At 32.2% G+C, this 20,599-nt stretch carries 27 protein-coding genes and 1 tRNA gene; 22 read left to right on the top strand and 6 right to left on the bottom strand.

The window, feature by feature from the left end:
• Positions 1 to 36 precede the first annotated feature (36 nt).
• From Mjas_RS01500 to Mjas_RS01460, 9 genes are all read left to right on the top strand, one after another.
• Entirely contained in the window at positions 37 to 1,377 is a 1,341-nt protein-coding gene (locus Mjas_RS01500; protein ID WP_421078034.1) for an ATP-binding protein, read from the top strand.
• Positions 1,378 to 1,385: 8 nt separating this feature from the next.
• Complete coding sequence (locus tag Mjas_RS01495) at positions 1,386 to 2,147, top strand: hypothetical protein (protein ID WP_421078033.1); 762 nt, start codon at positions 1,386 to 1,388, stop codon at positions 2,145 to 2,147.
• Positions 2,134 to 2,478: a hypothetical protein gene (locus tag Mjas_RS01490; protein ID WP_421078032.1), complete on the top strand. Its 345-nt coding sequence runs from the start codon at positions 2,134 to 2,136 to the stop codon at positions 2,476 to 2,478. Before Mjas_RS01495 ends, Mjas_RS01490 begins: the two co-directional genes overlap by 14 nt.
• A complete protein-coding gene (locus Mjas_RS01485) occupies positions 2,478 to 2,744 on the top strand; it encodes a hypothetical protein (protein ID WP_421078031.1) in 267 nt (88 codons plus the stop codon). Before Mjas_RS01490 ends, Mjas_RS01485 begins: the two co-directional genes overlap by 1 nt.
• A 120-nt stretch (positions 2,745 to 2,864) precedes the next feature.
• Positions 2,865 to 3,080, top strand: coding sequence for a hypothetical protein (locus Mjas_RS01480; protein ID WP_421078030.1), 216 nt, complete (start codon positions 2,865 to 2,867; stop codon positions 3,078 to 3,080).
• Entirely contained in the window at positions 3,061 to 3,300 is a 240-nt protein-coding gene (locus tag Mjas_RS01475; RefSeq protein WP_421078029.1) for a hypothetical protein, read from the top strand. Before Mjas_RS01480 ends, Mjas_RS01475 begins: the two co-directional genes overlap by 20 nt.
• Before the next feature lie 153 nt (positions 3,301 to 3,453).
• Positions 3,454 to 4,008: an integrase gene (locus Mjas_RS01470; protein ID WP_421078028.1), complete on the top strand. Its 555-nt coding sequence runs from the start codon at positions 3,454 to 3,456 to the stop codon at positions 4,006 to 4,008.
• Positions 4,005 to 4,517 (top strand): helix-turn-helix domain-containing protein, encoded by a 513-nt coding sequence (locus tag Mjas_RS01465; RefSeq protein WP_421078027.1) that lies wholly within the window; start codon positions 4,005 to 4,007, stop codon positions 4,515 to 4,517. The genes Mjas_RS01470 and Mjas_RS01465 overlap by 4 nt, the downstream gene beginning before the upstream one ends.
• A 132-nt stretch (positions 4,518 to 4,649) precedes the next feature.
• A complete protein-coding gene (locus Mjas_RS01460) occupies positions 4,650 to 5,093 on the top strand; it encodes an acylphosphatase (protein ID WP_421078026.1) in 444 nt (147 codons plus the stop codon).
• Here the strand turns inward: Mjas_RS01460 and Mjas_RS01455 are convergent.
• Genes Mjas_RS01455 through Mjas_RS01440 form a run of 4 tightly spaced genes read right to left on the bottom strand, consistent with a single transcriptional unit; the run spans position 5,090 to position 6,429 of the window.
• Positions 5,090 to 5,506 (bottom strand): hypothetical protein, encoded by a 417-nt coding sequence (locus Mjas_RS01455; protein ID WP_421078025.1) that lies wholly within the window; start codon positions 5,504 to 5,506, stop codon positions 5,090 to 5,092. The two genes, Mjas_RS01460 and Mjas_RS01455, sit on opposite strands and share 4 nt — an antisense overlap.
• Before the next feature lie 9 nt (positions 5,507 to 5,515).
• Positions 5,516 to 5,881: a hypothetical protein gene (locus Mjas_RS01450; protein WP_421078024.1), complete on the bottom strand. Its 366-nt coding sequence runs from the start codon at positions 5,879 to 5,881 to the stop codon at positions 5,516 to 5,518.
• 20 nt (positions 5,882 to 5,901) lie between these two features.
• Positions 5,902 to 6,045 (bottom strand): hypothetical protein, encoded by a 144-nt coding sequence (locus Mjas_RS01445; RefSeq protein ID WP_421078023.1) that lies wholly within the window; start codon positions 6,043 to 6,045, stop codon positions 5,902 to 5,904.
• An 18-nt stretch (positions 6,046 to 6,063) separates the two neighbouring features.
• Entirely contained in the window at positions 6,064 to 6,429 is a 366-nt protein-coding gene (locus tag Mjas_RS01440; protein ID WP_421078022.1) for a winged helix-turn-helix transcriptional regulator, read from the bottom strand.
• Positions 6,430 to 6,613: 184 nt separating this feature from the next.
• Between Mjas_RS01440 and Mjas_RS01435 the strand changes: the two genes are divergently transcribed.
• The 9 genes from Mjas_RS01435 to Mjas_RS01395 all read left to right on the top strand — a co-directional run bounded on the left by Mjas_RS01435 (position 6,614) and on the right by Mjas_RS01395 (position 12,982).
• The gene (locus Mjas_RS01435; RefSeq protein WP_421078021.1) at positions 6,614 to 6,769 is read left to right on the top strand and encodes a DUF2080 family transposase-associated protein; all 156 of its coding nucleotides are present in this window, start codon (positions 6,614 to 6,616) and stop codon (positions 6,767 to 6,769) included.
• Between the two features lies 1 nt (position 6,770).
• Positions 6,771 to 7,091, top strand: a complete 321-nt coding sequence (locus Mjas_RS01430; RefSeq protein WP_421078020.1) for a hypothetical protein — start codon at positions 6,771 to 6,773, stop codon at positions 7,089 to 7,091.
• A 22-nt stretch (positions 7,092 to 7,113) separates the two neighbouring features.
• Positions 7,114 to 7,308 carry a hypothetical protein gene (locus Mjas_RS01425; protein ID WP_421078019.1) on the top strand — a complete coding sequence of 65 codons (195 nt, stop codon included), beginning with the start codon at positions 7,114 to 7,116 and terminating at the stop codon, positions 7,306 to 7,308.
• Positions 7,309 to 7,316: 8 nt separating this feature from the next.
• The gene (locus Mjas_RS01420; protein WP_421078018.1) at positions 7,317 to 7,610 is read left to right on the top strand and encodes a hypothetical protein; all 294 of its coding nucleotides are present in this window, start codon (positions 7,317 to 7,319) and stop codon (positions 7,608 to 7,610) included.
• Positions 7,546 to 7,725 (top strand): hypothetical protein, encoded by a 180-nt coding sequence (locus Mjas_RS01415; RefSeq protein ID WP_421078017.1) that lies wholly within the window; start codon positions 7,546 to 7,548, stop codon positions 7,723 to 7,725. The genes Mjas_RS01420 and Mjas_RS01415 overlap by 65 nt, the downstream gene beginning before the upstream one ends.
• Positions 7,726 to 7,729: 4 nt before the next feature.
• Positions 7,730 to 8,086, top strand: coding sequence for a hypothetical protein (locus Mjas_RS01410; RefSeq protein ID WP_421078016.1), 357 nt, complete (start codon positions 7,730 to 7,732; stop codon positions 8,084 to 8,086).
• Positions 8,087 to 8,169: 83 nt separating this feature from the next.
• Positions 8,170 to 8,460, top strand: coding sequence for a DUF2540 domain-containing protein (locus Mjas_RS01405; protein WP_421078015.1), 291 nt, complete (start codon positions 8,170 to 8,172; stop codon positions 8,458 to 8,460).
• A complete protein-coding gene (locus Mjas_RS01400) occupies positions 8,447 to 9,409 on the top strand; it encodes a tyrosine-type recombinase/integrase (protein ID WP_421078014.1) in 963 nt (320 codons plus the stop codon). Before Mjas_RS01405 ends, Mjas_RS01400 begins: the two co-directional genes overlap by 14 nt.
• A gap of 12 nt (positions 9,410 to 9,421) precedes the next feature.
• The gene (locus tag Mjas_RS01395; protein ID WP_421078013.1) at positions 9,422 to 12,982 is read left to right on the top strand and encodes a DEAD/DEAH box helicase family protein; all 3,561 of its coding nucleotides are present in this window, start codon (positions 9,422 to 9,424) and stop codon (positions 12,980 to 12,982) included.
• A gap of 331 nt (positions 12,983 to 13,313) precedes the next feature.
• Here the strand turns inward: Mjas_RS01395 and Mjas_RS01390 are convergent.
• Together Mjas_RS01390 and Mjas_RS01385 are read right to left on the bottom strand one after the other, a co-directional pair.
• Positions 13,314 to 13,401: transfer RNA gene (locus Mjas_RS01390), tRNA-Leu, on the bottom strand.
• Positions 13,402 to 13,487: 86 nt separating this feature from the next.
• A complete protein-coding gene (locus tag Mjas_RS01385; protein ID WP_421078012.1) occupies positions 13,488 to 14,516 on the bottom strand; it encodes a transposase in 1,029 nt (342 codons plus the stop codon).
• A gap of 268 nt (positions 14,517 to 14,784) precedes the next feature.
• Here Mjas_RS01385 and Mjas_RS01380 point away from each other — a divergent pair, with 268 nt between their 5' ends.
• The 4 genes from Mjas_RS01380 to Mjas_RS01365 all read left to right on the top strand — a co-directional run bounded on the left by Mjas_RS01380 (position 14,785) and on the right by Mjas_RS01365 (position 20,599).
• Positions 14,785 to 17,508 (top strand): valine--tRNA ligase, encoded by a 2,724-nt coding sequence (locus Mjas_RS01380; RefSeq protein ID WP_421078011.1) that lies wholly within the window; start codon positions 14,785 to 14,787, stop codon positions 17,506 to 17,508.
• A gap of 266 nt (positions 17,509 to 17,774) precedes the next feature.
• On the top strand, positions 17,775 to 19,331 hold the full coding sequence (locus tag Mjas_RS01375) for a proton-conducting transporter membrane subunit (protein ID WP_421078010.1): 1,557 nt from the start codon (positions 17,775 to 17,777) through the stop codon (positions 19,329 to 19,331).
• On the top strand, positions 19,303 to 19,683 hold the full coding sequence (locus tag Mjas_RS01370; RefSeq protein WP_421078009.1) for a hypothetical protein: 381 nt from the start codon (positions 19,303 to 19,305) through the stop codon (positions 19,681 to 19,683). The genes Mjas_RS01375 and Mjas_RS01370 overlap by 29 nt, the downstream gene beginning before the upstream one ends.
• Position 19,684: 1 nt before the next feature.
• Complete coding sequence (locus Mjas_RS01365; RefSeq protein WP_421078008.1) at positions 19,685 to 20,599, top strand: respiratory chain complex I subunit 1 family protein; 915 nt, start codon at positions 19,685 to 19,687, stop codon at positions 20,597 to 20,599.

Genomic DNA, 20,599 nt, shown 5'->3' with positions numbered 1-20,599 from the left:
TTGCTATTTATCAAGTGGTCTATTTTGGTGGTGATTATGAAGGTTCCAATATATCTTGGGAGAGGTCATGCATTATATGGTAGAGCAACAGGCAATAAAACAAGAAGAACACTCGACCTTAAAACAGAGGAAGCAAATCACATGTTATTTTTGGGCGGTTCAGGATTTGGAAAAACAACAGTAATGAGGGCACTAATTGAATCCATATGGTCAGCATATCTTAACAAAGGAATTGCTCCAATTATTTTTGTGTTTGAGAGGAAAATTGATGTTTCAAAGGCAGAAAAAATCAAAGAAATATATTATAAGGAATCTCAAAAATATTCAAAAGAAATGCTGTATAAAAAATATGGGAAAAATACATGGGATTATATCATAAAATATGTGGAGTTAATGAATAAATATCCTCACTTATACGGAAGCCCCGGAGATTTTGCAATGGGAATGCCTAATATATTGGGAAAATATACGAAATGGGCAGGTAATAATACAATATTAGGTTATTTTGGATTGTCTCCTTATGCATTCCCAGTTAATCGTTTTGTATTCAGGCCAAGGAGGAGGTTAAATAATATTAAAATAGATAATGGGTGGAAAACGGAAGTAATTGAAGCGAAAATAAAATACAGCAGTATTGATTTTTCATTCATTGAGAAATTAACTCATGTTGGGAGTGGGGCTTTACATGGTGAAAGATTAAGGAAAATTTGGAATATTGAAAAAATTAGGGACCCTGATAAAGTATTGGAAAAAGCATTAGAATGGGATAACCCAGAAAAACCTTCCAGGACTTACTCACGAATTGAAGAAACTATGGACAGATTGAAAAAAGACCCTTTATTTTCAAAAGATGAGAGTTTTTTTAAGTATGTTTCAAACAAGCGGATAAATGTGATTGATTTTTCCCAAAATTCAGACCTTACAACAGAGGAAGAAAATCTTATTTTTAAAATGATTGTAGATATGGCAGTTAAATCTGCGTTTAAGTTAAAGATACCTATTTTTTTCTTTGTGGATGAGATACAGCACTTTGCCAATAATCCTGTGGGCCTGTCTGCAATTAATAAAATATATAGGGAAGGTAGGTCCATGGGTATCAATCTAATTGGTGCTACTCAATATATGGCAGGTTTGAATAAATCCCTTATTGAGGGATGCACACACATCGGAATTGTTGGAAAAATAGCAAGTCCTGAAGACTTAAAACTGTTGAAAAAAATGATTCCCGGAATTGATGAAGATGATATTGGAATGGAAGAATCATTTTCTATTGACGAATACCAAAAAATGAAACAGAAAAATAAATTCAGGGGGTATTTTGCATACGATAAGCAATATGTTGAAAGGATAGCTTACAGGCATCCACAATCGTTGTAGGTGATATAATGTTTGGATTTAAAAAATCTAAGGAAAAAGAATTGGGGGAAAAGGAAGAATTGTCTGAAAATGGGGATAATAAGTCACAACCTAAATATAACAAATCTGATGGGAAAACAAAAAATCCTTTGAAATTAATAAAAAAGAAGCAAGAGGAAATAGAAAATGAAAAAATTGCAATGGCTTCACTAACTCCCTATAAAGTAAAACAAAAGTTACTGATTTGGAACAATGGACATGGAGAAAAAATATATGGATACCCCATTGCATTAATTCCACGGCCAAATGATATTCATATTATATTGTATAGGAGACGAAGCCCTGATTTTATTGAAGAAATAATTTCAGCATTTAAAGCATTAATCTTTGGAAAAAAGGAACAGTATAGGGTGGTGCATGTTCCTGCTGGATGTATTGATCTATCTGATGAAATAATTACTATCTATGCACATAGTTTTGAGATAATAAACAATTACACCGAAGAGGCAAAACCTTTGGAAGTATTAGACCCTAGAAGAAGACAGCTATATGAAATAGCATTGCAGGAAGCTGCAATGTATAAGGCAGCACTTGAAAAATTGGGTGTTGAATTACCGAGAGTTATTGATTCATCTCTTAAATTAAATCCTACTATGAGGGCATATCAAGGTAAAGAAACGCAGACCGATAGGAAAAAAGGAAATAAATCAAAAGAGTTTTCGGGTGTAGAACTAGGATTTAGTTTTGACAACTTTATAAAAACCGTTGGGGGTTTTGATGATGATAAGTGATGATGAAGAACTATTTGGAGGAATAGAATCTAGCCAAGAAAGTGAAGAAGATGAACTCATAATTGTGAATGATGATGAACACGTAGGAGCTCCGGATAGTCCTGATGGAGAAAGTGTGGATGTTGTGGAACAGCCCAAAAGAGGAAGGCCTAAAAAAGAACCTGTTATTGATGTTGATAACTTATACAGTAGGCTAATGGTTCGAGTAGGGACGAGGTTGAAAGAAATATATCACATTTCGTACTCGCAAGAAGTTAAGGAAAAATGTCTTGAAATCTTAAGTGACCTGGAACTTATAAATGACATTGTTAAAAACAGAAAGGTGGAATAATGAATATCCATGACATCATAAACGCAATGGGGCATATATACCAGAAGGTTTATGGCAGCGATAATGAAATTGAAAAGTGTTTTTTAATTTTTGGTGCAGATCTTGATGAAGAAACATGGAAAGATTACACGGATGCACTGGCACGGTGGCAGGCACTCAAAGAAGATGTTGAATATACGATGCAAATGTTGAAGAAATATGGAAAATATTTGGAGGAGATGGGGTATGATGAAGATATTGAGGAAGATGAAGAAGAAATGGAATGAAGAAAGCACTTATTGGAAATTGCTCTATATATCATCAGCATTCAATATTCTTTTAATAACATATTATACTCTAACTTAATTTACTCGATTAAACTAATCAAATGGGCTTTTAGTGATATTATGGACAAAAACAACTTAAAAGAATTCAATGTTAAGAAAATAGATGCTATAAAGTTCTCAACTGAAGGAATTTTAATATCTGCAAACTGTTTTCTCAATATTGACGCAGAAGAAATAGAGGGCAATTATAAAGAAGTGATTTTAGTTAAAGAAGACGGGACAGTTTATAAGATAAAAAGGGATGAACATGATCAACATGAAACGGAAATGCTTTAAAAAATTACACAAGAGAGATAGAAAAAGGCATCATTCATACAACGGATATTATAAGGAAGCGTATATAAGAGGCTATGTTAAAGAGATGGATGATATTCGGAGCATACCGATTAGCCACGATAGAAAAAAAAGAATGGTGTATGTCGTATTTGGAGAATGGCGTTATGAAATCCCAATTAAAGAATTCCGTGAAAAACTAAAACTCTTAGGGATTAGTTGAAACTATACGACCTAACAAAATGTATAGTTTGTTAGTTGGAAATTTTTGGAATGGATTATTTTTTTAGACATTCGATTAAACTAATCAAAGGATAGTTTTATTATTTTAAGTTAGTATTTTTCGGACATTCTAACATTATGAGAGGTAATCAACATGGGAGAAAATGACTGGGATATGGGATTGGATTATGAAGAAACTAAACAAAAACTCATCCAACAACTGGAACAGTTGAGAAACAAGAAACCCCTTTATAAAAACGACAGGAAAAAATATGCTTATTTGATTTTGGGACTCATACAATTGAGAAATGGTTGCAGAATAGGGGAAGCGATTGAAGGACTAATCAAATTTACAAAATCAAAAGAACATGAAGTATCTGTTAAAGTGGAAAAAAGGAAAGATAATGCAATGAGAAAACTCATTCTTCCAAAGGAAATATCAAATAGAGATGTTGAACTGACAAAAGATGTGGTGTTGGAATGGGAAAATAAAACCATTAAACGGATTGCAAACAATGCATCATCATGGTATTTAACAAACTTAGGGATAAATACACACTCTTTGAGGTATTCCTACATTTCATACCTTGGTAAAAAGCAATATCCTGCTCAAATTGTGGCATCAATAACAGGGCATAAAAAAATAGACATGATTTTAAAATATACTCAATCTAAAATAGCGGAGGATGTTTTGAGGAGAGAAGGATGATAGAAAAGGACATTAATAAAATAGTTAGTTGGGAGGAAATAAACAAAATCATTGTAGATTCCAATAAAGATTTGGTATTTATAAGAATGCCAGAATCAGTATTTAACCATCCCAAAATGGCATATAAAATCCAAATTCTTAAAGAGAACACAGGAATATTTATTGAAGTTAAATCTAAACAAAAGGGAAGGAAAAAGAAAATAAATGAAACTCAAAAGAGAGAACTATTAAACCTTATAAAAGAAGGGCATTCAATAAGAGAGACTGCGGAGATGGTCGGAATTCCAAAATCCACAGTATATGATTATGTAAAGGATGACATAATAAACATGAAAAAAGAACAATTAAAAGAGTTGATTTATGAGTTTAAGGAAGTGTTTATTGATAATGATTTATACAACATTGCTTCTGTGAAAATATTATTTAGTGAGTTGGAACATGCTGTTGAAGTTGGAGATTTGAACCGAGCGTATGAGTTGTTGTCGGAGCTCCGGGAGTATGTGGAATAACTCTCATGATATATCATGCAGAGCTCACCCTCTCCTGGTATCACTATGTTCCAGGAGCTCCGATACTACATTGACAATATCGAATAAAATATATAGAAGTTATGTTATAATATAACATTAAAAGGTGAGAATATGGCAACAACTTACGAGTTAAAAATATATGGTAAAGTCCAACATGTTGGTTTTAGAGATAGGATAGAGGATATTGGGAGAGGTTTAGGTATTGATGGTGTAGTTTATAATTATAAGGATGGAACAGTTAGGATTTTAGCAAACTTCAACTCTGAAAAAAAGAAGAGATTATTCAAAGAAGTAATTAAAGAGTTGGAAGAAGACGACAATCTTATAAATATCGATAGAATAGAAGAGAAAGAATTAAAAACATATATTGAGTTTCCAAAAGGAATAAATAGAATCTCTGCTGATGATTTGCTTGAATTAAATAAAAAACTCGATGAAGGAGTTAAATATATTAAAATGATTTTTGGAGTTTTGGAAGATGTTAAAAAAGGACAGGATGAAATAAAAGAAATTTTAAAAGAGATTAGGGATGAGTTAAGAAATAAAAAAGATTAAGATTTTTTCTTTTTCCTTCTGGATTTGGCATATTTTAAATTATCAATTGCTTTGGCAACATAATTAAAATTATAATTACTACTTACTTTATAGGTTCGAGTTTTTTCTTTTTTTAATTTTATTTTAAGTTCCATAGATGATGAGAAAAACCCTTTATTGATATTATAATACAACCGTTCTATCTGACTATGATTAATAACTTCATCAACACTAACACCATGTCCTAAAAATCCAGATGAGACAATAATAATTCTCCTACTCATTAGAATCCAATACCCCCCGTCAGTTAGAAAAACGGCTTTGATGGATTCATTACGATTCATGATTTTAGACAACGCCTTTGCAATCCCCCTATATTCATATTTTAACAAACCATGTTCTTTTAGCACGGTTTCGATTATATCCCTGTCCATGATTTCCCTTTAAACTAATTTCCTAAGTTCATAAAACAATTCTTTCATGGAATGATAAGACCCCATAATTACAACGGCTTTATATCCAATAGGATAAACTTTAACTATTGCACCAAAATAGCCAAAAATAACAAGAACAAAACCCAATATAAAACAAATCATTGAATAACTACCTTTAATAAATACCCCAAACAAAAACAATAGAAATGCTATTAAAAAATTGATAATCATCCATCTTAAATCCAATTCGACGGCTGAAATTTTATCGATTGAAACATACGCTTTTATATTAAATCTACTAATCTGCATCACATTGTCGGTTAATGTAATATTATGCTTAACTAAAATTTTTTCATCAAGAGAATATTTTACCATGTTGAACCCCCATTACTTTATTACTTTTTGCGTTTTTTAGAATTTGACTTCCCCAAGGCTTCTTTAACATTATTTTTAAAAAACTTTGAAGGTTTCTTCCTACCATCACCAGTTAATGCTCTCCTTAATTTTCCCTTAGGTTTTTGGAGGCATACTATCACCAAATGATAATTATGATAATATTAATGTTTTTTTATATTGACTTTTGAAGCATTACCAATAATAATTCCCCCATTAACATCCCCATTGATAATAACTGAATTTGCAACCGTCTCTTTTTTCCTTTCCAACTCTTCTGCTAATTTATATATTTTTAATGCTTCCTTGCCAAGTGGAGTTAGGGAATAATAAACCTTCGCTGTTCTTTTTGTAGGGTCTTCGTATTCTTTTTGTATTAAGCCTTCACCGAGTAGTTCATTTAAAGCATTTGTTAAAGATTTGCCTTCTATTTTTGACTTTTTCTTTAATGCTCCAAAATGTAATTTGTCAAATTTTGCAAGTAATAACATTACTGTTCTGCTGTTCTTTTTGGATATTGTTTGAAGCATCGTTTCCACTGTCTTTAATGTGCTATTGTCCAAATATTTTGCGATACTATTACATTAAACATTATGGTAATACTATCCAATAATGGAATGTAATCCAATAGAAAAGTATATATATGAAAGATGCACCAAAGATATATAGTGGAAAATATTACACTATTGGATAATTATATAGTATGGTGAAACTATGAAGGAAAAATTAATCGTGGAAAACAAAGAAGTAAAACGGTCATGCAATACGGGGCGAGTATTAGTTCCTAAAAAATACATTGGAAGGCGTGTAAATGTATATGTTATAGAAGAAGAAGGAAATGACGATGAAATAAATAAATTGGAGGTATAAAATGGCAATATCAAGAGAAGAGAAAAGAAGAATAATAGAACTAGTTCACATTAGAAGATTGGGAAAAAAGATATGCGATGAATTGAATGCAAGATATGAAGCAATGCCAGTAGGAGAAAGACTGCAACACAACATAACAAAAATGGAGGATGAAGTTGTAAAAAAATATGCCGATCCAATTCCATGTTCAGAATATCCTGACAGCATTGCTAAAAGAGAGCCAGATATGACACAAACTATTCATGTCATCAAGTGGGGCTCAAAACTGTTGAGAATATACTATGATGGAGAAGTGAAAGAATATTGTTTTGACTGGCAATGATTCAAACAAAGAGGGGGTGAAAATGGACTCAAAAGAATTGTTTAAAGAAATTAAACAACAAAATTGTCCAGTAGTATCGCTCTACGAAATAAAACAATACATCAAGGAAAATAAAGAAAATGTAAGGGAGGTATTAAATGAATGGATAGAAAAAGGATGGATAAAAAAATGTAAAAATAAACCATTATTGGAAATTAACTTGAATGCAGATGTATGAGGGATAAAATGATGTATTATTTGGTTTATAAAAATGAAAAGATAGATAGCTATGGAGCAGTAAGTGGAAAAAAGGCATTTCAAAAAGAGAAAGAAGTTTTAGAATGTCTAGGAGGAGTAAAGGTAAAGTTAGTAAATAAGGGAGAGTTTGAGAAGTGGAAAAAGAAGATAGATGCTAAGTATGGACTTACTAAAAAACAATTCAAAGTGGTTATAAAGAGCATAAATAGGTGCAAACATGGTAAATATCAGAGTCATGTGGAATTCAGAGGCAGAGAAAAAAGATGCAGAATACACGGTTGAAAAGATAACAAAAGAATTCAAAAAACTGAAAAGATGGAGCTGTTCAGTAAGCAAAGAGTATAAAAATAGAAGGAACAACGGGGGCAGAATTTATATCAATTTATGGAAAAGGTGAAATCATGGCAAAAGTGTTTGATGACAATGCCCCCCATTGTCCTAATTGTCCAAATGGTCCTATGGTATGGGATGAAGACGAGCATGGTTGGTATTGTTTAAACTGCGGATATTTTGAGAATGTCGATGAAGATGATGATGGATACATTATTGATGAAGAGAATATAAGTAATATGTTTGAAGTTGATAGGGTTCCAGAGACATTCAAGGAATTAATATTAAACATAATCATGGAAAATGATGAGATAACCTATGAGCGATTAAAGGAAAGGGTTCTAAAAGAGGTAGGTAAAACGATAAAATTACTAATAGAAGATGGGGAAATATACGAACCGAACACTGGAACATATCGAATACTGTAAGTAATACTGCAACAATAGGAGCTCTACAATGTGAGTATTACTACCACTTGTAGAGCTCTACAAAAATAGTATGAAGGGAAACTATGAAGTGCATGAGCAAGGATAAAGGGAAAAAGTATTCAAAAAAATATTTTAACATCTACAAAAACATAGGTGCAAGAGAGCTCAGATACTATCTACATAAAGCAGAAAATTACAAAGGCATAGACCCAAGAGTGATAGCAGAAATAAAAAAGAGAAAATTAACTAACAAAAAATTACTAACACTATCAGATAAAGAAATTGAAATATTAAACAAATTTGGGGAAGGAGCAAACTTTGTAATCAATTGTATTATCTACCAAGAAGAAGAGGGAATCCATGAAGGATATTGAAAATCTAATTCTTATCAATCCTGATAAAAAAAAGGTAGAACTATCAAACCAAGACAAATGGATAGAGAAGTTCAGAGAAGAAAGGGAATTTGACAGAATAAAAGAGACAACAATAAAAAGTGATATATCAAGGCTCAGAGTTTTTCTCTCATACTGCTATGAGAGGATAAACAAAGAACCAGACCAATTAAATAAACAGGAATTCAGTAAATTCTTCAAATATTTGGAAAACGAAAGAAAATTGGGAAATTCAGTAGGTCAGTATTTCAAACTATTAAAAGTGTTTTATAGACTTATGAGATTGGAAAATTTCAAGGAATTTGAAATGGAATGCAGAGAAAGAAGAAGATATACAAAGTTTGAAGTAAAGCACTATGATGCAGTAAATTCGAAAACATTGAACAAAATATTAAAAAAGATTCTACAAAGAAGGGGAAGAACAAATATGAGAGATGCCTTAATTATCAGAATGTTGTGGGACACAGGATGCAGAATTTCAGAAATTATAAATTTAACTTATGAAGACTGCGACTTTGAAGAGGGGAGGTTCAGAATTAAAAATACAAAATCTAGTGAAGAAAGATTTGTAGTGTGTTCTAAGGACACACTAATGGCATTAAGAGAATATGTGAAATATAACATAAAAACAGAGGACAAAGACCCAATATTCCAGAACGATAAAGGAGGGAAAGTAAGAAGAGGTTGGGTTAGTGAGATGTTCAGAAGAGCCGTGAATGAATTAAAGAAAGAGGGAGAGATTCCAAAAAATAAAAGAATAGTTGTTCATTCCCTACGACATGGTAGGGCAGTTGAACTACTGAACAATGGTGTTCCAATTGAAATTGTAAAAGAATACTTGGGACATAGTTCATTAGAAACAACATTATTCTACGCACATAGTAAAGAGCGAACAGATATTTTACTAAACACAATTAGAAGAAATTTATAAAATGGGGAGATTATGGAAAAATACACTTCATATAATTTGCCAAATAATAAACAAATAACTAAACATATAAGTATTTTACTGGCATCAATTTACAATTTTAGAAATAAAATAGTATGGAGTGTAGTTGATGGAACGATTCCAGAACTCAAAAAGGATATAAAAAAATCAATAAAACACATGAACTATTTTGAAGTTAGGTATTTGGTTGAATTGGAAAAGAAATACCAAAAACCAAATAACAGAAACTCCTGGGCATATTCTGAATATATAGAAATCCCAGAGATTAATCCAGATGACATAAAAAACATTGCTGAATCAATTTCAAACAGAATTTACGAAAAAGAAAATGAAATTTTAAAAAAGATAGGTAAAAGAGCAAGATTAACAACTGTATCAATAGGGATAGCACCAAGACAGACGGAAAATGGGAGTTCAAAATCAGCCACAGCATGGATTTATATACCTATTGATTTTGATGTTGAGGAGTGGAAAGAAAAAGAACCTACCATGGATGAGATAAATGACAAAATAAACAAAATACTTTCAGAGCTCCCTGATGATTACACAACACCACACATTATTGCATTCACCGGAGGGGGTTTGAGGTTCATCTATTACATTGATAGACCAATATCAAGGTTAGAACTCCCAATACTTTCCAAAATTGCAGAACAAATTGGACATGATGCAGACACTGCAATGTACGATATTGCAAGAGTAGATAGACTTCCTGGAACAAAAAACAGAAAAGAAAAATATGAGGGAGGGAGAGACTGTAAAATATTATATGTAAGAAAAAATCTAGCACCAATAGCTCCAGAAGTATTTTTCTACAAATTCGGAATAAATAATGAAGAATATAAAGAAATGGTAAAAGAAGCAAGTGAAACAACGGAATCATTTGAACTAATCAATAAACTCAAAAAATCAAACATAAAAATTAAAGATTTTAAAGAATTAACAAAAAAAGAATACAAATTTACGAAATTCATACAGGCAAAATTAACTGAAATATACAAAGATAGTAAGTGGATTATAGAATTATTTGACTATTTAAGAGTGGGATATAAATCAAATGGTAAATACATCAGCATCTATTCAATATACTATAATGATGGAAATAACCCAGATTGCACCATATATCCAAATAAAGGATATAATGCCATAGCAGTAGATTGGCATAACAATAATTTGAGAACAAATGTTATTGCATATCTATGGGGAGCATATAAAGATAAAATATTAGAATTTATTGAAAAGAAGGGAATTTCATCAAAAGTGGATGATTATGTTGAGGCGGAGGAATATTTAAAAGAATTACTGGATAAGAATAAAAATGCAGTAATAGTTGAATGTGAAAAGTATTTGAAATACGAGGTTCTACAAACAGCAATAGACAACTCTGCAAAAGAAAATAAACCAGTGATATTACAGGCAGAAACTGGAAGGGGGAAAACATACACAATAACAAATAACATAGGAAAAATCTACGAAGAAAATAATGGGAAAATTACTGTCTTACTATTCCCTTATAAATCACAAGTGATGCAGACATACAATACATTAGCATCCCAAGGAACAAAAGTGGCGGCATATTATGAAGGTAGCACTACAAGAATTCACAATGCAAAAGAAATAAGGTTAGTAATAGGAACATATAACCAATTGGATAGGATAATGTATGATATAAAGTATGATGTAATCGATATAGGTGAGAGAAAAGAAGAAATACAACTAAAAGAAGATAAAGACATTATATTGATAGTAGATGAGGCTCACAATTTAATCTTACAAAAAGAGTTCAGGAAAAAGGAAATAAATAATATTGAACAGTATTTGAATAAAGTATATGCTTCAATATTATTAACTGCAACACCTGAGCTCATAAACCTACAAAACAAAAGGGTTGTCAAAGCAGTATTTAAAGATAAAAAAGAATACTTTAAAAATACTTTCATAATTGAATCAGAAGGAAGACTCCACAACATTATAGATTTTTGTAAATATATCACAATGAAATTTAACAAAGGTAGTAAAAAAGGTATAGTATTGGTAGATTCAAAAAAGGATATAGATACTATTGAAGAAATTCTTAAATTATACAACTTCAATTCAGAAATTTATAAAATTACAAAGGAGACTGTTGGAACAGATAAAGCGGCACAGATGATAATAAACAGTGAAAGAGTTCCAGACGGTTTAATTTTAGCAACAAGAATAATTGCAGAAGGGATAAATATTAAAAATGGGGAAGGGGAAAACGAAACAATTCAACTAAATATAAAGGATAAAGTAGATGTTGTTGCAGTCCTTAAAACTTCATCAGCCACAATTATCAGGCAGTTCCTTGCAAGAGTTAGAAATGGGGGAGACACTTGTATAATATATACAGAACAGGGGAAGGCATCACAGATGTTGAGATATGAAAAGATGCTAAGTATGGCAAATGATGACTTTTCATTATTTAAAGAGTATTTAGTTTCAGAATACAATAAAGAAATATTGGATATTGAAAAAGAACTCAAACCTACAAAACTAATAGAACAGTTGCAGATTTTGAAAAGAGAAGATGGAGGGTATAAAGTTGATGAGGCTAAAATAGCATATCTTACAAATCGAAAATTAGAAAGAATAATTGTTTCAAACTCTGAATTATTGAAAAAATATTTGGATGAGACAACAGGGCATGGGTGGGAGATAAAAACCATAGAAAAAATAATGGATGAAGAAATTGGAGAAGTATTGGAAATAAGAAAGGAACTATCTGAGATAAACAAGATAGAAGTAAATAAGTTAGTAGATATTATTGATGAAAGGTTTAAGGATGTAAATAATGCGTTAAAATACAATAACTACGATAGGTTCAGTGAGTATGAAAAATACCTAATTGTGAAGCATATAAAAATGGCAAGAAGAGTCGTTGAATATATCAAACTGCATGAAGAGTTCCCAAAGATTACTGAAGTTATCCTTGGAGATGATGCCAGAACTCAAAAAGATATTGCCATGAAGATAGCAGAGCTCAGTCCAGCAAAGTGGGGTGCAATCACTAAAAGAATAAAAATAGCATACAATATAGTTAAATGTGCAAAAGAGAACCTCAGTAAGATGGAAAAAGGATATTTAAAAATGTTTGAGACAAAAGTGTTGGAAAAAATATATGGACTTGGAAATGGATTAAAAAATAAAACAATAACCATTAAAGAAATTATAATGGAAATCCAAAAAGAATGTGGAATAAAATTAAAATTTGAAGAAATAAAGAATATACTCTCTGCAATATACAATTACATTTCAAAAGAATTAAAGAAAAAACGAGAGAATGCTACAATAAAGATAATAGATAGGGATGAATTATTGGAAAGATTCATAAAAATATTCAAGGAAGAAAATAAGACAATAGAGGAAGAGATTATTGAAAAAGCAAGAAATGGAATTAATGAAACAGAACTCTGGGAATACATTATAGAAGTGTTGAAGTATCCAGAGGAAGTATATGAAAAAACTATTGAAAAACTGAAAAATATTGGAGAACTGCTGGAACCTCGGAGAGGGTTCCTCATAAGCGAGTAAAAAAATAAACATTCTTTTTTTAACATACATTAATACAATTAAATAAAACAATGTAGATATATAAAAAATACTACAATTGACTAAAAACAATACGACAATAACCGAATACATTAAACCATCAAAATAAATAAATATAATCATTAACACCAAAAAAGCAAAGCTCACACTATCCAATTAATTTTTTTGAGGATATTTGATAAATGACCTATTCATTTACGATACTTACTCAATTTTATTCTGTTATTGTATCGTTTTACTTACTGGATTAAATCCAGTAATTTTTTATTACTCAATAACCTTGTAAATCGGCTATATTGTTGAATTTTGAAAATGGTGCAGGGGAGGGGATTTGAACCCCCGAACCCCTATGGGACTGGATCTTAAGTCCAGCGCCGTTGGCCAGGCTTGGCAACCCCTGCTCAACTACTTGCATCATTACATACTCAGAACTCATATATATACTTTTCGGTTGAGCTGAGGTTGTCGAATAATTGAATTAGTAAATTTATTTGGTATCATATGTTAATACTAATATCCTCATTAGTGTTAATATGTTATGCACTATCGCTACTGCGATAGTGCTTTTACATCTACTATCTACTAACTTATCATCTAATTTTAATCTGTTTTTAGTCTCCAGCCCTCCAAATATGGATTCTACTATCCCTCGAAGGCGATACCAATCCTTATTAAACATGCTTTTAATGGTTTTTCTAACTTTTCTAATGTGATACTTCCATTTGAATTCTTTTGTTTTAACTATTGGAGTGATATTGTGTTGTAATAAGTACTCAAACAATTCACAACAATCATATCCTCCATCAGCCAATAGATATTCATTATCTAAAAAATCTATCTGTTTAACCATTTCTAATAGGTTGGCACTATCGGAACTATAAGCACCACCCCAACGAGCAGAAACTATTGGGATATAGCCTTGTTCTGGATAGTAATCAGATGAAATTGAAATCATAGATTTCAATTTCATTACTCGCTTACTTCGTAAGCGACATGCCAATATATGCAATTTATCATGCACTAACCGTTTAGTCCGTTTCCCACGGTGAATACATTCATCATATAATCTATTTATAGAAACTCCTGTGGAATCTGCCATATATAGTTTGTTGGAGGGCTGGTTTAGTAGATTGTCTATAATTACATATGTAAAAGTAAGTAAGGTAGATAACCACCAGTTATCTATTCGCTTGAATGCTTTACCGTATGTAGAATGGTCGATATGTCTGTTGTGTAAAATATTTGAGAGCGTTTCCAAATCTCTTAAACTTAGTTTGTAGATATATTTTAATATTAGAACTACCACATATTCATTATGTGGTAGGACTGGTGTCCTACCAACCTTTCGTCCTTCAGTAGAAGGACGATTCAGCATGTTTGTAATGGATAAAATTAATGTATATGTAGTTCTTAGGTCGTAGTTTTTATATCTAATATCGTAAGCTTTCCAATATTTTTCTTTCCTCTTAGTATTGGTCTTTTTCTTTTCTTTTTTCTTTTTTGAATTCCCTTTCATAATATGTATTATATATTATTGATGCTTTAATATTTTTCGACAACCTCGGTTGAGCTCTATCTGAGACTACCCGATGTTGAAAATTTATAACATAATTTTTATAATGTGAGATATAATAAAACATAATCTTTTTAAAACATAATTTATATTTTTATTATATTTTTAATGTAGAGTGTATAAAGTAAAAACTGTGTGGTATAAAAATTGAATTCTATTCAAATTTTTATTAGATATTATCTAAACCTATCATAATCATAAGAGGGAAAACATGGAAATGCCTAAGGAATACTCCATTGAACTGGAAAAAGAAATCCAAAAGAAATGGGAAGAAAGCAAAATTTATAAATTCAAAAACGATGAAAAAAGACCGCCATATATTATAGATACGCCACCACCATATCCAACAGGAAGGATGCATTTGGGGCATGCTTTAAATTGGACATACATGGATATTATAGCAAGATTCAAAAGAATGAACAACTATGATGTGCTGTTTCCACAGGGATGGGACTGCCACGGGCTCCCAACAGAAGTTAAGGTTGAAGAAATCCACGGCATTACAAAATCAGATATTGATAGACATGAATTTAGAAAACTATGTATAGAGCTCACCGAGGAAAATATAGAAAAAATGAGAGAACAAGTGAAATCTCTTGGTATTTCTATTGACTGGGATAAAGAATACATCACCATGAACCCAGACTATGTTAAAAAATCCCAAACTGCATTTGTAAGAATGTATGAAAACGGCTTAATATATAGGGGAAAGCACCCTGTAAATTGGTGTCCAAGATGTCAAACAGCAATTGCCTTTGCAGAAGTGGATTATAAAGAAAGAACTTCCAAACTGAATTATATAAAATTCCCATACAGTGAAGATGAAAACAAATACTTGGAAATAGCAACATCAAGACCTGAGCTCCTTGCGGCATGTGTTGGTATTGTGGTGCATCCAGAAGATGAGAGATATAAGAATGTTGTTGGAAAAACTGTAAAAGTTCCTTTATTTAATCAGGAAGTTAAGGTATATCCTGATAGCGATGTTGAGAAGGAATTTGGAACCGGGGTCGTAATGGTATGTACCTTCGGAGATAAGACGGATGTTGTCTGGGTAAATAGACATGGTCTTGAAATTAAGAAGGCAATTAATGAAAAGGGTGAGCTCTCTGAAATCTGTGGAAAGTATGCAGGGATGAAAACAGAGGATGCAAGAAAGCAAATAATTGAAGACCTTAAAAACGAAGGATATTTAATAAAACAGGAACCATTGGAGCAGAATGTAGGAGTATGTTGGAGATGTAAAACACCTATTGAAATTATTGTTGGTGACCAGTGGTTTGTAAATGTTAAAAAACTATTGCCAAAAGTAGAACAGGCTACAAATGAAATTAAATGGATGCCTGAACACATGAAAACAAGATTATTGCAGTGGATTGAAGACATGGATTGGGATTGGTGCATAAGTAGGCAGAGATTATTTGCCACACCTATTCCAGTATGGTATTGTCCAGATTGTGGGGAAATAATCGTAGCTAAGGAGGAAGACCTTCCAATTGACCCAACAAAAGAATGCCCATACGCCTGCAAATGCGGAAATAAAAATTTAATTCCTGAAACAGATGTATTGGATACCTGGATGGACTCTTCCATTACCCCTATGGTGATAGCAGGATGGATGGATGATGAGGAGTTTTTCAAATCCCACTATCCAGTTCAGCTCAGACCACAGGGGCATGATATTATAAGAACATGGGCATTCTACACAATTATAAAATCCATAGCATTAACGGATAAAAAGCCATGGGATGAAATAGTTATAAATGGTATGGTATTTGGTGAAGACGGACATAAAATGAGTAAGAGTAGAGGAAACATTGTAGAGCCATTTGAGATAACAAAAAACTACGGTTCAGATGCTTTAAGGTTGTGGGCGGCTAACAGCACCCTTGGAAATGATGTTCCATTCGCATGGAAGGAAGTAGATTATGGATATAGGTTTTTAAGAAAGTTCTGGAATGCTTCAAGATTTGCAAAGATGAATTTAGATGATGAAACAATTGATACTATTAAAAATATTATAAATGATTCAAAAGTGAAATTAAGTGTAGGTGGCGAAGAAGTTGAAGTTCCTAACCCATGCAACTGTGTAAATCTAAATAACCCTGTGGATTTGTGGATATTAAGTAAGTTAAACAAATTAATCAAAAAAGTAAGTGAAGACCTAAACAACTACAAATTCAACACCATAGTAGATATTCAAAAATTCGTATGGCATGAGTTCTGCGACAACTACATTGAAATGGTAAAATACAGATTGTATAATAAAGAAGATACTGAAAAGGCAAAAATAAGCAAATTCAACGCACAATATACATTATACACTGTAATTACAAATACACTAAAACTTATGGCTCCATTTGCACCGCATTTCGCAGATATTGTTGGAGACATATATAAAGTAGATAATCTTCACACATCATGGTGTAAAATTGATGAAAACATGATAAGTGAGGAGAATGAATACATCGGAGAACTTGCCAAAAACACCGTAGCTTCCATAAGAAGATACAAATCCAACAAAGGTATGCCTTTAAACACCGAACTCAAAAATGTTGAAATCTATGTTTTAGATAAAAATGAATACGAAGGAATATTGAAGGTAGCTAATGATATAAAGGGAGCTCTGAATATAAAAGAATTGAATGTAATAAATGGAAAACCAGAATTGGAGCAGAAAATTGTTGAAGTTGTTCCAAACAAATCAAAAATAGGTCCAGAGTTTAAAAAAGACTCCAAAAAAGTTATGGATTACATAAAAGATGCAGATGAAGAAACCATAGAAAAAATACTAAATGAGGGACTTGAAACAGAGTTTGGTTTATTGACAAAGGAACATATTAAGAGTGTTAAAAGGGCATTATTTAGCAAAGGGGAAATTGTAGAAACTGTGGATATCGATGGATTAGTTGATGGAATTGCTATAATTCAATAAATTATTTTTTAATAAATTTTTATATTTTATTTTTTACTTTTTTGTTTTATTATTATCGTTGTGGTCTTACTTTTATTTTACTTTTATAGGTCTATTATTTGCATTTTATTGCTTTTTATGCCTATTTTTTTATTTTAATGCAGTATATTCAATTATCTTCAATTTAACTTGTGTTTAATTATTTTAAACAGTTTTTAACTTTCGAAACAGTTATATACTATGTATTATAACCTGAACTACCATACAAATTAAAAGAAGTGATTAAAATGGGTACTATAACATCAAAATTAAATTTAAGGGACAAATTAATGCATTTATTAATTATAACAGCCATGACATTGATTTTTATATCCCCTGTAATGGCAAAATCAAGCATGAATGCATTTAATGGATTCAACGATAACCCATTGCTACTTGATGATGGCATGATTGTGAGTATGGCCCTCGTTATGTTGGGCGGTTTATTGGGTGTTTTATTTTCAAAATGGTTCAAATTATCGAAAATAATAGCGATATTGACCATCTCAGCAGGTTCTTTATTAGGATTATATAATGCACTAATGGTTATACTGCATAACAACTCCTATGAGCTCACATACATGCTCGGAAGTATAATTCCAGTGAGCTTTAAAATAGACCTAATATCAATGTTCTTTTCAGCTGTCGTGCTATTGGTTTCTATCATGGCTGCAATTTACAGCTATGGATATATGGACGACAAAAAAAGAAAAATAGCAACAGGGTTTCATTATTTAAACTTTGCAGTTCTTGTAGCTTCAATGGTTGGAGTTATAATATCAAACAACAGTATTATTTTCTTATTATTTTGGGAATTAATGTCTATTTCATCATTCTTATTGGTCATGTTTGACGGATTCAAAGAAGATGTTAGAAAATCAGGCTATATCTACTTAATATACACACATATTGGAGGAATGTTTATTTTCTCAGCATTTGCCCTTGCATTTATGGCTACTGGTTCTATTAGTTTTGACCAGTTTTCCAGCATGCCGGACTTCTTAAAAATAGCAGTATTCCTCCTTGGGTTTGTGGGATTTGCGTCAAAAGCTGGAGTATTTCCATTTCACTCATGGCTACCATATGCTCACCCAGTAGCACCAAGTCATGTTTCAGCGGTAATGTCTGGGGTTATGATTAAAATGGGTATTTACGGAATTATCAATCTTATAATACTTCTCGGAACAAACAGCATCTATATAGGTTATCTGATATTAATTCTTGGAATATTATCTGGAATATTGGGTGTAGTTTATGCTCTTGCTCAGCATGACCTCAAAAGACTCCTTGCATATCATAGTGTTGAAAACATTGGTATCATCCTCATAGGTCTGGGTATTGGATTAATTGGAAAATATTATCACAATGAAACCATAGCACTATTGGGATTTGCAGGAGCTCTTCTCCATGTCCTGAATCACGCAATATTTAAATCATTATTATTCATGGGCGCAGGTGCGGTGATAAAATCCACAGGAACACATTCTTTGGAAGAAATGGGAGGTTTAATGAAGAGAATGCCTACAACAAGCCTGGCTTTTCTCATGGGTTCTCTTGCAATATCTGGAATACCTCCATTTAATGGATTTGAGAATCCCTCAAATATTATTGGCTTTAATCTGTATAATCATAGGTATTCTTCCAGCATTATTTGTAAATCCAATTATAAAAATAGCACAGGGTTCAAATCTTGCAGAAATTGTAGCATACCAACAACTCTCAATATTTCCAAAGCTCACGGAAATTTACCTAATTTTGATTGCACTGGTTTCAATATTGGCTATATTGAGGACTCTAATTTATAGAAATAAGACTGTTGATGGATGCACATGGGACTGTGGTTATAGTACTCCGACTGCAAAAATGCAATATACTGCATCATCATACGCCAGCCCGATAGTGGAATTCTTCAAACCATTCGTAATTATAAAAACCCATGAAAAACCTGTCAAGGGAATATTCCCAAGTGAAGCCAAATACCACTCAGAGAGTAAAGACTTGGCTGAGGCAGTATTTGAATTACTACTCGTAAAACCCGTTTCAACTGGATTATCATTATTAAGATACATTAAGGACGGGAACTTTAACTACTACATGGGGTATGTGATTATACTCATGTCACTCCTCCTCTCATATGTTTATTTAGTAAGGTGGTAGAATGGAATCCATAATATATTATATACTCACGGTTTCACTTGCTCCGCTGTTTCCTGCTGTGATTGATAAAGTAAAGGCATTATCGGTAGGTAAAAAAGGACCTTCATTATTTATCAAATACTACGACCTGATGAGGTTCTTAAAAAAGGGGTTGGTGTATAGCAAAAGCACTAGCTGGATATTCGGGTTTGCACCACTGATTATAATGGTTACTTACTTATTAGCACTTCTATTCTTCCCAATTGCGGGAGAAAAACCAGTAATTTCATTTACATACGACTTCATCGTAGTGGTGTATCTATTTGCATTAAGTAGGTTCTTTCTACTACTGAGCTCACTAAACACGGCTTCATCATTTGAAGGAATGGGTGCCAGTAGGGAGGCATTCATATCATTCTTGGCAGAGGGCTCATTATTCATGACATTCATATTAGCGGTAAAACTTACAGGAGCTCCGAGCCTGTTGGGAATTTTAGGTAGTGTGGGGGCTCAAATACTATGGCATCAAGCGGGAATATTTGCGATAATGTCTATAATTGTCCTGTTTATGATATTAATTGTGGAAAATGCAAGAAAACCAATAGATGACCCAGATACACACTTAGAATTGACCATGATTCACGAAGTAATGATTCTCGATAACAGCGGTCCTGATTTGGGGTTAATGGAATTTGGAACATTTTTAAAATTCCTGTTCTTTGGAGGGATACTTTCAAGATTAATATTCCCTGTGGATTTTGGTATCGGAGCTCTGAATTATTTGGTATTTGTAGTCGGGTTGTTTGCAATAGCATTTGCCGTAGGAATCCTTGAATCCATTGGTGTTAGGTATAAACTCCCCAGAAATACGACTTTCCTAATGTCGTCATTTGCCATTGCCACACTTGCATTAATATTCTCCATAGGGGTGGAATAA

This window comes from Methanothermococcus jasoni (assembly GCF_049075655.1).
Lineage (GTDB): Archaea > AGJL01 > Methanococci > Methanococcales > Methanococcaceae > Methanofervidicoccus.
The sequence above is the reverse complement of the archived record's forward strand: the minus strand, read 5'-3'. Positions and strand labels throughout refer to the sequence as shown.

Bases quoted from the DNA above. Each gene is read 5' to 3' on its own strand.
- Mjas_RS01480 (WP_421078030.1), top strand. From the start codon at position 2,865: ATGGACAAAAACAACTTAAAAGAATTCAATGTTAAGAAAATAGATGCT.
- Mjas_RS01400 (WP_421078014.1), top strand. From the start codon at position 8,447: ATGAAGGATATTGAAAATCTAATTCTTATCAATCCTGATAAAAAAAAG.
- Mjas_RS01365 (WP_421078008.1), top strand. From the start codon at position 19,685: ATGGAATCCATAATATATTATATACTCACGGTTTCACTTGCTCCGCTG.
- Mjas_RS01470 (WP_421078028.1), top strand. From the start codon at position 3,454: ATGGGAGAAAATGACTGGGATATGGGATTGGATTATGAAGAAACTAAA.
- Mjas_RS01500 (WP_421078034.1), top strand. From the start codon at position 37: ATGAAGGTTCCAATATATCTTGGGAGAGGTCATGCATTATATGGTAGA.
- Mjas_RS01395 (WP_421078013.1), top strand. From the start codon at position 9,422: ATGGAAAAATACACTTCATATAATTTGCCAAATAATAAACAAATAACT.
- Mjas_RS01475 (WP_421078029.1), top strand. From the start codon at position 3,061: ATGAAACGGAAATGCTTTAAAAAATTACACAAGAGAGATAGAAAAAGG.
- Mjas_RS01380 (WP_421078011.1), top strand. From the start codon at position 14,785: ATGGAAATGCCTAAGGAATACTCCATTGAACTGGAAAAAGAAATCCAA.
- Mjas_RS01460 (WP_421078026.1), top strand. From the start codon at position 4,650: ATGGCAACAACTTACGAGTTAAAAATATATGGTAAAGTCCAACATGTT.
- Mjas_RS01455 (WP_421078025.1), bottom strand. From the start codon at position 5,506: ATGGACAGGGATATAATCGAAACCGTGCTAAAAGAACATGGTTTGTTA.
- Mjas_RS01385 (WP_421078012.1), bottom strand. From the start codon at position 14,516: ATGAAAGGGAATTCAAAAAAGAAAAAAGAAAAGAAAAAGACCAATACT.
- Mjas_RS01410 (WP_421078016.1), top strand. From the start codon at position 7,730: ATGGCAAAAGTGTTTGATGACAATGCCCCCCATTGTCCTAATTGTCCA.
- Mjas_RS01435 (WP_421078021.1), top strand. From the start codon at position 6,614: ATGAAGGAAAAATTAATCGTGGAAAACAAAGAAGTAAAACGGTCATGC.
- Mjas_RS01375 (WP_421078010.1), top strand. From the start codon at position 17,775: ATGGGTACTATAACATCAAAATTAAATTTAAGGGACAAATTAATGCAT.
- Mjas_RS01405 (WP_421078015.1), top strand. From the start codon at position 8,170: ATGAAGTGCATGAGCAAGGATAAAGGGAAAAAGTATTCAAAAAAATAT.
- Mjas_RS01425 (WP_421078019.1), top strand. From the start codon at position 7,114: ATGGACTCAAAAGAATTGTTTAAAGAAATTAAACAACAAAATTGTCCA.
- Mjas_RS01450 (WP_421078024.1), bottom strand. From the start codon at position 5,881: ATGGTAAAATATTCTCTTGATGAAAAAATTTTAGTTAAGCATAATATT.
- Mjas_RS01440 (WP_421078022.1), bottom strand. From the start codon at position 6,429: ATGCTTCAAACAATATCCAAAAAGAACAGCAGAACAGTAATGTTATTA.
- Mjas_RS01495 (WP_421078033.1), top strand. From the start codon at position 1,386: ATGTTTGGATTTAAAAAATCTAAGGAAAAAGAATTGGGGGAAAAGGAA.
- Mjas_RS01485 (WP_421078031.1), top strand. From the start codon at position 2,478: ATGAATATCCATGACATCATAAACGCAATGGGGCATATATACCAGAAG.
- Mjas_RS01430 (WP_421078020.1), top strand. From the start codon at position 6,771: ATGGCAATATCAAGAGAAGAGAAAAGAAGAATAATAGAACTAGTTCAC.
- Mjas_RS01465 (WP_421078027.1), top strand. From the start codon at position 4,005: ATGATAGAAAAGGACATTAATAAAATAGTTAGTTGGGAGGAAATAAAC.
- Mjas_RS01420 (WP_421078018.1), top strand. From the start codon at position 7,317: ATGATGTATTATTTGGTTTATAAAAATGAAAAGATAGATAGCTATGGA.
- Mjas_RS01415 (WP_421078017.1), top strand. From the start codon at position 7,546: ATGGTAAATATCAGAGTCATGTGGAATTCAGAGGCAGAGAAAAAAGAT.
- Mjas_RS01490 (WP_421078032.1), top strand. From the start codon at position 2,134: ATGATGATAAGTGATGATGAAGAACTATTTGGAGGAATAGAATCTAGC.